Raw genomic sequence first — 9,746 nt, 5'->3', positions numbered from 1 at the left:
TTCAATTGCGAGCTGTTCATTTAGCTTGTGCTGTGCCTCTGCTTTGACTTTATCTTCAAGCTCATCCTTTTCCCTTTTTATTATCTCAATCTCTGCCTTAGTTTTATTAAAATCTTTTAGCTGGGCAGATTTTTCTTCTAAACTCTCATTTAAAAGCTTTAGCTGTTCTGCTTGCTGGGATTCTATATCACTTTTGATTTTTTCCCGCAGCGTTTGTTTTTCAGACTCGAGCTTCTCAGCAACTTGGTCTTGGATAGTCTTTTGAAGTTCATCTTTATCTTTGTTTAGTTTTTCTTGTTCCTCTTTTAGCTTTTTGAGCTCTTTTGCGCTTTTATTCTCGTAGTCAGATTTAATTTTATCTTCTATCTGCTGATGAAGTATTCTGTCCACTTCAATTGTGCTATTGCACTCAGGACATGTAACTTTAATCTCATTGCTATCCATAAAAAACCCTCCGCACATATGATTAATATGATATAACTGTTTAGTACCCTAGATCTTAAAATGGGCTCTTTGTATTATTGTAGTCTAGCATGCTAATATAATCCAATGCTGTCTGTATGAGATATAGAAAAGAAAAAACATGAACTGGATTGATATTACTGTATATATAATCATTTTCCTCTTTGTGCTAATGGGGCTGACACGAGGTCTTGTCAGGCAGGTATTTTCCATAGCAGCTCTGATTGGCGGAGTGATCGTAGCAATAATTTTCTATGATGTATTCGCTCAAATGTTTATAAGAGACAACCTTGTAAATAATGAGTCGATAGCAAACGTGGGTGCTTTCTTAATTGTTGGTTTTGCCGGCTATCTTGTTATTCAAATTCTTGGCTGGCTTGTAACAAAGCTTATAGGCACCATTCATCTTGGCTGGCTCAATAGAATAGCAGGAGCTGCGCTTGGTTTAATTATTGGTGCTGTGGTAGCGTTCTTGTTTGTATCGTCAGCTAGTTTCTTTGTTCCCAAAGACTCGCCAACTATATCAAATTCTACTACTATTCCTTACCTATTTTCAGCATATGAAGAAATAAAGAGCAGGTTGCCGGATGACTTACGACAAAGTCTTATAAGGTCAAGAGAGTTAATCCGCAAAGAAGGTTTAGAGGCTGCTATGAGGATACAAGACTCCCCAAAGTTAAAAGAGATTTTAGATGATCAAAATAATTAAAGAGCACTAAATTTATTGTTGATCAAGCACAAAATTTTCCTAATTCACAGAATTTCGGTAATATAACCGCTATGATAGGCGTTCAAACTCTAGATGAATTCATAATAAAAAGACAAACTGATTTCCCATACGCAACAGGTGAGCTTTCCAGGCTTCTTAGAAATATTGCGCTTGCTTCCAAGATTGTAAACAGAGAAGTAAATAAAGCAGGCCTGGTTGATGTGCTTGGCACAACCGGCTATACGAATGTACAAGGTGAGGAAGTAAAAAAATTAGACATACTAGCTAATAAAACTTTTATTGCCTCACTTGAGCTTGGCGGACACTGCTGCGGAGTAGCCTCAGAGGAAAACGATGAATATATTGCATTTAAAGGTGAAGCATCCTTGGATGGGAAATATATTGTTGCAATTGATCCTTTAGACGGGTCATCAAATATAGATGTCAATGTATCAGTAGGAACTATCTTTTCTATTTACAGAAGAGTATCACCGATAGGAAGCCCCTGCACTGCTGAAGATTTCTTGCAAAAAGGATCAGAGCAAGCAGGCGCGGGATATGTTATTTACGGATCCTCTACTATGCTTGTCTACACCACCGGGCATGGTGTAAACGGATTTACGCTTGATCCGTCGATAGGAGAGTTTTGTCTATCACACCCGGATTTTACAATACCAGAGGATGGAAAAACCTATTCAGTAAATACCGGAAACTTTTATAATTTCCCTCAAGGTGTTAGAGATTATATCAAGTATTGCAAATCAATTGGCAAAGATACAGGATCGCCCTATTCTGCAAGATATATAGGATCTATGGTGGCGGATATTCATAGAAACATGATCACAGGCGGGATTTATATTTATCCCCCGCTTGAGGACTATCCTCAAGGGAAGCTAAGACTAGTTTATGAATGTAACCCGCTGTCTTTCATCGTTGAGCAAGCAGGTGGTATGGCAACTGATGGTCATAACCGCATATTGGATCTCGAACCCAATGAGCTTCACCAAAGAACCCCGATATTTATCGGCTCGAGCGAAATGGTATCAAAAGCCCATGAGTTTTTAAAAAATGGTCAATAGGCATCACACTTTATATCTATGTAACGCACTATAATTCTTACATTATTTCTGTTTATTCTTCGCACTAGAGAATTAGATTTTTGCCCTTAATATTTTCTTGACATTTTTATGGCAGAATGTAACTTTTCAGATAAATCATTAGTACAGGAGAAGGCAATGAGTTTTGAGCTCGAATTACTATTATTAGATCAAACAGCACTATTATATAAAGACGAAGAATGGGATGATGAAGACGAAGATCTAGATGAAGATGAAGATTGGGATGAGGATGATGACTTTTTTGATGATGATGACGATTGGGATGACGACGAAGATTGGGACGATGAAGAAGAAGAGGAAAAGGTTTTAAACTGATTTCTGATATTTTTCTTTCCTATCATATGTAACCTTAAAAGATACAACCCGAATAATCACATAATAACAGTAGATTCACATATTCATGAGCGGCACGGCGCTATTTAATTGTGGAAATGGTGCCCGGGGCCGGACTCGAACCGGCACGAGTGTGAACTCGAGGGATTTTAAGTCCCTTGCGTCTACCAATTCCGCCACCCGGGCAGATGTGTCTGAGTTTTTGAGTAAGTTTGCAGAATCATTTATTTATGGAGGCGGCGCCCGGATTCGAACCGGGGCATTGCGGTTTTGCAGACCGCTGCCTTACCACTTGGCTACGCCGCCTGAATTAATTCATTTTAATTGCTAGGACTAACTCACCTCTCAAGCAAAGAATGGTATTATGAACTATCTTTTTAGATTTTCAAGCCATCTCGCCTTTAAATACAGTATGTGCTCTTCCGCCAACCAAGACTCTGTTCTGAAGAACTTCGACATAAATAGTGCCGCCTCTTTTAGATGCTTGGTAAGCATTAAATTCATTTTTGCCAAGCCTTTTTTGCCAAAACGGTCCAAGACAGCAGTGGGCCGAACCAGTCACAGGGTCCTCATCTATACCAGAAGCTGGGGCAAAGAACCTTGATACAAAATCATATTCATCCGAGCTTGAAATAGATGTAACTATTATTCCTCTGGCTGAAATTTGTTTAATCAAATTAAAGTTAGGTTCCAGATTCCTCACGACTTCTTCTGACTCAACTTGCACTAAATAATCAAACCTGTTTTTGCCGACGTAAATATGATCTGCTCCTATAGCTTCATTAAACATAATGGGTATTTCTGCCTCATCTTGAGGTTCGGCCGGAAAATCTAGTATGATCATGTCCTGTTTCTTTGAAGCAGTTAATAAACCGCTGTTAGTATTAAACTTGGCAACCTTATCCAAGTTTAAATACCCCTCATTCCAAAGTACATGGGCGCTTGCTAAAGTTGCATGACCACATAGATCAACCTCTATTGTAGGTGTAAACCATCTAAGATTAAAACCGTCCGCCTCTGTGTATACAAAGGCAGTTTCTGAGAGATTCATCTGAGAAGCAACACTTTGCATCCAACTCTCTTCGGCATCACACTCTAAAATACATACAGCTGCCGGATTTCCTGAAAATGGTTTATCTGCAAAAGCATTAACCTGGTAGATTTTAGCACCCATATTAATATTTAACTCCAAGATTTCTGTAATGCAAAAAAATATATAGTAATTATTGACATTTGCTGATCTGCCTTTATTTTATAAAGGCTTTTATTTAAAGGCATTGCCGCTTGGATCTTAATTTCAAGACCGAGACGGAGGAGATAATTGAGATATAAATACTCAGGACGGAACACAGCCGTACCTAATAAATTTAAATGGATAAGCCAGTAGGGCATTTTGCCTGATCTGGCTTTTTTGCGTTAAGAGCATCGAGATGAAAAAAACAACTGCCCCAGATATAAGCTCCATGAAGAAAAAGCAAAAGATTGCAATGGTTACAGCTTATGACGCTCCTACTGCGAAAATCGTAGATGAAGCAGGAGTTGACATTATCTTAGTGGGAGACTCGCTTGGTAATGTTATTCAAGGCATGCCAAATACTCTTTCAGTAACTATGGAGGAAATGCTCTACCACACAAAGATAGTCTCAAGAGGAGTAACTAGCGCACATATATGTGCAGATATGCCATTTATGTCTTTTCAAACATCTGTGACTGAGGCAGTTAGAAATGCGGGCAGGTTCATCAAAGAAACGGGAGCAGAATCTGTAAAATTTGAGATTACACAGAACTACATAGATACAATTTATGAAATAAGAAAAGCAGGGATACCGGTGATGGGGCATATAGGCCTTCGCCCTCAATCAGTTCACGATATGGGCGGATATAAGCTACAGGGAAGGGAAAAAGATGAGGCTTCAAAGCTGATCGCTTTGGCAAAGGAGATTGAAGATGCCGGTGCTTACTCTTTGGTACTAGAAAGCATCCCGCAAAAACTTGCTAAAAAAATTACGAAATCAATTGATATACCTACTATAGGAATAGGCGCGGGCCCTGACTGTGATGGGCAAGTATTGGTTATTCATGATCTGCTAGGAATGTCTGAAGAGCCCCTACCTAAGTTCGTAAAGAAATATGCTGAGCTTAGAGAAACTATGAAAAAAGCAACAAAAGAATATATAGATGAAGTTAAGTCAGGTTCTTTCCCAGCTTCGGAGCATTCTTATGACTGATTTTCAGATAGCTATCATCAATACAGTAAAAGATATGCAGAACCTTTCAGACAGAATAAAGAAAGATGGCAGATCCGTGGCATTTGTTCCGACTATGGGAGCTCTTCATGATGGACATTTGAGCCTAATGAGAGAGGCAAAAAAAAGAGGTGATTTTTTAGTTGTTAGCATCTTTGTAAACCCAACGCAGTTCGGACCCAATGAGGACTATGAAAAATATACTAGAGACTTAGAGGGAGATATTACAAAAATTAAACCTTTAGGAGTAGATGCTGTGTTTTATCCTGATGTTCAGCAAATATACCCGCAAGGTGCTGAGACCTTTGTAGAAGTGGAAAATCTTCAAAAGCCTCTTTGCGGTGAGCACAGACCGGGACACTTTAGAGGCGTATCCACTGTTGTGTTGAAACTATTTAACATAGTCAAACCCGATCTTGCAGTTTTTGGCGAGAAGGACTATCAGCAGTTACAGATCATAAAAAAAATGGTCAAAGACCTTCACCTTGAAGTTGAGATCATTGGAATGCCTATAGTAAGAGAAGAGGATGGGTTAGCGCTTAGTTCAAGAAATGCTTACCTATCGGCACAGCAAAGACATCAGGCGCTATCACTTTCAAAATCTCTAAAAAAAATTAAGAGTAGTTTTGATAGCGGTAACAAAAGGAATTCAGAATTAATAGGTTTAGGTCTTGAAGTACTTAAGGACTCTGGAATTGAAAATATTGATTATCTAGAAATAAGAGATGCATTAACACTAGAAAAAGATGAATTAGTAAAGAAAGGAGATATTGTGGCCGTTGCGGCAAGGCTTGAGAATGCGCGGCTTATTGATAATACCAAGCTTTAGAGTATATAATTATAAGGGGAGATAAGAAATGGACAGAACACTGCTCAAATCAAAGATACACAGGGCTATTGTGACCGAGGCTGATTTGGAATACGAAGGCAGCATTACTGTAGACAGAAATCTAATGGATGCAGCAGATCTTCTACACTATGAACAGGTTCATATCTTTAACATTACAAATGGCCATAGGTTTACGACATATGTAATAGAAGGGAAAAGGGGCTCAAATGTTATGTGCGTTAACGGAGCAGCAGCTCATCTTGCAAGAGAGGGAGATTGTCTTATTGTTGCCAGCTTTGCTACATATGATGAACAAGAATGCAAAAGTCATTCACCTAAACTCATTTATGTTGATGAGGGCAATAATATCACAAGCATTAAGCCCGAGACTAAAAAACTTAAAGTTGCGAGAAGCTAAACTTTATAGTTTTTAGTAAAGAAAACAGAAACAAAGACATTTTTAAACGAATATAGCATAAACCTGAAGCAAAATGTCAGGAAATGCATCTCAAATATTGACATAAACCACAATCGAGGTTATACATTTAGGATATTAAAGGAGGATCTTGGGTACCTAGTTTGTATCCGATCTAAGTTTTATATCTAAGTTACATACGAATAAACCTCAGTTTTCTATAGCGGAGAGGATATATAATGAAAGCGGTCATACTTGCAGCTGGTAGAGGCAAAAGGCTTTACCCGTACACAAAGTACATTCCAAAGTGCTTACTAGAAATCGGCGGCGAGACAATACTTGAGCATCAAATAAATCATATAAGAGAATGCGGGATTGATGAGATTGTGATTGTCGTGGGCTTTGGTTTTGAGAAGGTTGAGAACTTTCTTAGAAACTATGACGGCCTAGGTATGAAGATTAAAACCCTGTATAACCCATTTTATCAAACTACAAATAGTCTAATTTCTCTGTGGATTGCTAGAGGAGAGATGGACAACGATATGGTTGTAATGAACGGGGATGATGTATTTGAAATCGATGTTTTAGAACAAGCACTTAGAATGAGAGATGAGAAAATTTGCCTTCCTGTTAAACGCAAAAGTAATTACGAAGAAGAAGACATGAAGGTTATTATCCAGGAAAGCAAAATTGTTGATATTAGTAAAACGCTAACCAGCAGAGCATCTGCAGAGTCTGTGGGTGTAAGGGTTTTCAGAGACACTGGAGTGGAACTTCTAAAAAGGTCAATAGAAGAAGAAATGAGAACTGGCGGTGCTGAGAACAAATGGTATATTTCTGCCATTCATAGACTTATTAAAAAAGGTTATAAAGTAAAATCACTCGACATAGACGACCTATTCTGGATGGATGTTGATTATCCGAGTGATTTATTTAAAGCAAGACTTAACTCAGATAAATTCATCAAGAAATCCTATCAGGAAAGGGTCCTAAGAGTAGTAGAAACAAGCTGACGAAATGGACCATGCAATAGTTGTAGCGGCCGGAACAGGTATTGAGGACACAGACCTGAACAGGTACGGAAGTATCGAATTCGGCTCGCTCCCACAAATTAAACGCCTAGTTATAACTGCTCAAAGAGCTGGCATTGAGCATTTCACCATAATCACCCAAGACAGTGATTCCATTTTAAAAGACTTACTCTCCAATGACAAAAGAATTGAAAGCACAATCAATTGGATAACTTTAGACGAAGAAATACATTTTGACTCTGTTCCATATTTAATACTCCAGTCAAACTTGCTCACTACGCCAGATGCACTTTCAAGTTTTATGGAAAGCGAGCTGAAAAAAACTGAGATATCTATACTTGCTGATACATCGGATGATTTATGGGTTAAAGCTAATGGGGATAAGGTTGAGGAAATAACTCCAAATGGGGGAAGAATTGTTGGGGCATATATTGCAGGCGGAAACTTATTGAATAAAAGCTTTTCAAAAACGAAATCAATAAAAAACTTAGTATCTGAAATAGTTGAAAGCGGCAAAGCTAAGTATGGAAAGTTCTCAGGAAAATATTGGATGAGACTAAATGAGGATGAGGATACTGGAAAAGAGGCCGAGGATCTGATTTTCAATTATGTTGGGAAAACAGCCACCGGCTGGATATCCAGAAATATAAACAGTAAATTTTCTCTTCCAACAAGCCGTCAGCTTGTAAAAACTCCTCTTTCTCCTAACATGATAAGCATTGGCATTAATATAATAGGTTCACTCTGCGGAGTGTTTTACGCACTAGGACACCCGGTTATTGGTGCTCTATTTATGCACATAGCAACCATACTTGACCGCTGCGACGGCGAGGTTGCCAGAGTCAAGCTTATGGAAACCAAAGAAGGTGAATGGGTGGATACGATTTCGGATCAATTCACAGTGTTATCATTTTTAATCGGAGCCCCACTGGGCTATTACTTGGTTTCAGGTAGCAGCTTAGCTCTAATCATGGGCGGTATTACTCTGTTTATATTTGCGTTCTTTTTAATATGGTCATTCTATTTCCTAACCCGATACACAACTTCAGGAAGTTTAGTTGCATATTTTAAGGTGGACAGCCTTGTTGAAGATCAAAATACATCTATTTTGAGAAAAGTTATCAAAATAGTTAGACCAATGGGAAGAAGGAATGTATATTCTATAGCAATGCTAGGTATTGCAATTGTTGGTGGCTATCCTTGGGTAGTGGGTATTACCACGCTTGCGGCAATAATGTTTTTTCTTCACCAAATTGAGGATATAATTAAGCTTCGTAGGGTGAAGCCTGAAAAACAGATTGAATACTAAAAAAAATATAAATACTTATTAAAGAAGGTATAAAAATGAGCGAAGAAAATAAAACACCACAAGAACAAAGCGAAGTTAAAGAGTATAGAAAAGCTGATTATGAAACAAAGGAATATGCGAACGGGTTTCTTGCATCATTCATAAAAATGGTCGAGGACTTTAACGTAAGGTTTGCTAAATACGGAAACCCGCCTATATATGACAATGAGACCTTCCCTTGGGTTAAAGAGATTGAAGATAACTGGGGGAAAATCAGAGAAGAGCTTGACTCCGTAATGGAAAGAAGAGAGGATCTTCCTAGCTTCCACGAAATTATGCCCGAGGTTGAAACTATAACGACTGACAATAACTGGAAAACGTTCTTTCTTGCGGGCTATGGACTAGAGAGCGATGCTAACGCTAAGAAATGTCCAGAGACCGTTCGTTTGTTAAAAAGGATACCGGGCATGAAAACCGCTTTCTTTTCCATCCTGTCTCCAAAAAAACACATCCCTGCTCATAAGGGTCCCTACAACGGAGTGTTAAGATATCACTTAGGGTTAAAAGTTCCTGAGCCAAAAGAAGAGTGCAAGATCAGAATAGACAAGCAAATAACCCACTGGAATGAGGGTGAGAGTATCGTTTTTGATGATACCTTTAATCATGAGGTTTGGAACGATACAGACGGGTTTAGAGCAGTTTTATTTGTAGACTTTATAAGACCGGTGAAGTTTCCATTTAGTCTATTCAATAAACTTGTTGTAAGTGCTGCGGCGTTTGCTCCATTTCTTAAAGAAGCTGAGAATAAACACAAAGAGTGGGAAAAGGAATTCTACAAGCAGTAACTCTTTAATTATATATAGAGTTTATTCTGAGGGGTTTTTCATAAGAGTGATAATGCAGAAGGTCAAAAGACCTATTGTAAAACCCCAGGCACATAGCATAAAAATCAGCGCATCAAGACTCATTTTGTTTATTCTTCCTCCTTCTATCAGCTAAGATCACAAGTGTCCAAAGACCTACAAAAAGAAATATAAGATACCCTCTAGCCGTCCAAATGGTCCAGCTAGTTTTCTCAAGTTCTTCTGGCAATAGCTCAACACTCCACCAAACTATAAGTACAAACATAAATAGGGGCGTGATATATCTTAAGACATAGTAAAAGATCCTTGGGATTTTCACCTTACTATCCCTGTTCATTTCAGCCCATGCCTTTTCTCCCCCAAATACCCACATGAACATCAAAATCTCAACCAGACCGAAGATCACGATTCCTATTGTGCCGGCCCAAAAATCCCACTCGTCCAATGTCTGA

12 protein-coding genes and 2 tRNA genes are annotated in these 9,746 nt (G+C 38.5%); 9 read left to right on the top strand and 5 right to left on the bottom strand.

Annotated elements, in window-relative coordinates; all coding sequences use genetic code 11:
• Positions 1-444 (bottom strand): DUF2130 domain-containing protein (locus AAF462_06530; protein ID MEM7008777.1); only part of this gene is annotated, 444 nt, incomplete at its 3' end.
• Between the two features lie 139 nt (positions 445-583).
• On the opposite strand from AAF462_06530, the gene AAF462_06525 reads away from it, so the two are divergent.
• The 3 genes from AAF462_06525 (at position 584) to AAF462_06515 (ending at position 2,604) form a co-directional block, all read left to right on the top strand.
• Complete coding sequence (locus AAF462_06525; protein ID MEM7008776.1) at positions 584-1,171, top strand: CvpA family protein; 588 nt, start codon at positions 584-586, stop codon at positions 1,169-1,171.
• A gap of 71 nt (positions 1,172-1,242) precedes the next feature.
• Positions 1,243-2,250, top strand: coding sequence for a class 1 fructose-bisphosphatase (fbp, locus tag AAF462_06520; protein ID MEM7008775.1), 1,008 nt, complete (start codon positions 1,243-1,245; stop codon positions 2,248-2,250).
• 156 nt (positions 2,251-2,406) lie between these two features.
• Positions 2,407-2,604 (top strand): hypothetical protein, encoded by a 198-nt coding sequence (locus tag AAF462_06515; GenBank protein MEM7008774.1) that lies wholly within the window; start codon positions 2,407-2,409, stop codon positions 2,602-2,604.
• Between the two features lie 117 nt (positions 2,605-2,721).
• On the opposite strand, the gene AAF462_06510 is transcribed toward AAF462_06515, so the two are convergent.
• The 3 genes from AAF462_06510 to AAF462_06500 all read right to left on the bottom strand — a co-directional run bounded on the left by AAF462_06510 (position 2,722) and on the right by AAF462_06500 (position 3,796).
• Positions 2,722-2,808, bottom strand: a tRNA-Leu gene (locus AAF462_06510).
• A 45-nt stretch (positions 2,809-2,853) separates the two neighbouring features.
• Positions 2,854-2,928, bottom strand: a tRNA-Cys gene (locus tag AAF462_06505).
• A 79-nt stretch (positions 2,929-3,007) separates the two neighbouring features.
• Complete coding sequence (locus AAF462_06500) at positions 3,008-3,796, bottom strand: PhzF family phenazine biosynthesis protein (protein MEM7008773.1); 789 nt, start codon at positions 3,794-3,796, stop codon at positions 3,008-3,010.
• Between the two features lie 256 nt (positions 3,797-4,052).
• Between AAF462_06500 and panB the strand changes: the two genes are divergently transcribed.
• From panB to AAF462_06470, 6 genes are all read left to right on the top strand, one after another.
• Positions 4,053-4,850 carry a 3-methyl-2-oxobutanoate hydroxymethyltransferase gene (gene panB, locus AAF462_06495; GenBank protein ID MEM7008772.1) on the top strand — a complete coding sequence of 266 codons (798 nt, stop codon included), beginning with the start codon at positions 4,053-4,055 and terminating at the stop codon, positions 4,848-4,850.
• A 7-nt stretch (positions 4,851-4,857) separates the two neighbouring features.
• The gene (panC, locus tag AAF462_06490) at positions 4,858-5,697 is read left to right on the top strand and encodes a pantoate--beta-alanine ligase (GenBank protein MEM7008771.1); all 840 of its coding nucleotides are present in this window, start codon (positions 4,858-4,860) and stop codon (positions 5,695-5,697) included.
• Between the two features lie 28 nt (positions 5,698-5,725).
• The gene (gene panD, locus AAF462_06485; protein MEM7008770.1) at positions 5,726-6,115 is read left to right on the top strand and encodes an aspartate 1-decarboxylase; all 390 of its coding nucleotides are present in this window, start codon (positions 5,726-5,728) and stop codon (positions 6,113-6,115) included.
• A gap of 236 nt (positions 6,116-6,351) precedes the next feature.
• Entirely contained in the window at positions 6,352-7,125 is a 774-nt protein-coding gene (locus AAF462_06480) for a phosphocholine cytidylyltransferase family protein (protein MEM7008769.1), read from the top strand.
• Positions 7,126-7,129: 4 nt separating this feature from the next.
• Complete coding sequence (locus tag AAF462_06475; GenBank protein MEM7008768.1) at positions 7,130-8,452, top strand: CDP-alcohol phosphatidyltransferase family protein; 1,323 nt, start codon at positions 7,130-7,132, stop codon at positions 8,450-8,452.
• 35 nt (positions 8,453-8,487) lie between these two features.
• Positions 8,488-9,276 carry an aspartyl/asparaginyl beta-hydroxylase domain-containing protein gene (locus tag AAF462_06470; GenBank protein MEM7008767.1) on the top strand — a complete coding sequence of 263 codons (789 nt, stop codon included), beginning with the start codon at positions 8,488-8,490 and terminating at the stop codon, positions 9,274-9,276.
• A 112-nt stretch (positions 9,277-9,388) separates the two neighbouring features.
• Here AAF462_06470 and AAF462_06465 read toward each other — a convergent pair.
• Positions 9,389-9,746, bottom strand: a 358-nt coding sequence (locus tag AAF462_06465; GenBank protein ID MEM7008766.1) for a sodium:calcium symporter, incomplete at its 5' end; no start/stop codon positions are given.

Source organism: Thermodesulfobacteriota bacterium (assembly GCA_039028315.1).
GTDB lineage: Bacteria > Desulfobacterota_D > UBA1144 > Nemesobacterales > UBA2774 > CR02bin9.
The sequence above is the reverse complement of the archived record's forward strand: the minus strand, read 5'-3'. Positions and strand labels throughout refer to the sequence as shown.

Excerpts from the sequence above, each read along its gene's own strand:
- AAF462_06525 (MEM7008776.1), top strand. The coding sequence starts at position 584 with ATGAACTGGATTGATATTACTGTATATATAATCATTTTCCTCTTTGTG.
- fbp (MEM7008775.1), top strand. The coding sequence starts at position 1,243 with ATGATAGGCGTTCAAACTCTAGATGAATTCATAATAAAAAGACAAACT.
- AAF462_06515 (MEM7008774.1), top strand. The coding sequence starts at position 2,407 with ATGAGTTTTGAGCTCGAATTACTATTATTAGATCAAACAGCACTATTA.
- AAF462_06500 (MEM7008773.1), bottom strand. The coding sequence starts at position 3,796 with ATGGGTGCTAAAATCTACCAGGTTAATGCTTTTGCAGATAAACCATTT.
- panB (MEM7008772.1), top strand. The coding sequence starts at position 4,053 with ATGAAAAAAACAACTGCCCCAGATATAAGCTCCATGAAGAAAAAGCAA.
- panD (MEM7008770.1), top strand. The coding sequence starts at position 5,726 with ATGGACAGAACACTGCTCAAATCAAAGATACACAGGGCTATTGTGACC.
- AAF462_06480 (MEM7008769.1), top strand. The coding sequence starts at position 6,352 with ATGAAAGCGGTCATACTTGCAGCTGGTAGAGGCAAAAGGCTTTACCCG.
- AAF462_06475 (MEM7008768.1), top strand. The coding sequence starts at position 7,130 with ATGGACCATGCAATAGTTGTAGCGGCCGGAACAGGTATTGAGGACACA.
- AAF462_06470 (MEM7008767.1), top strand. The coding sequence starts at position 8,488 with ATGAGCGAAGAAAATAAAACACCACAAGAACAAAGCGAAGTTAAAGAG.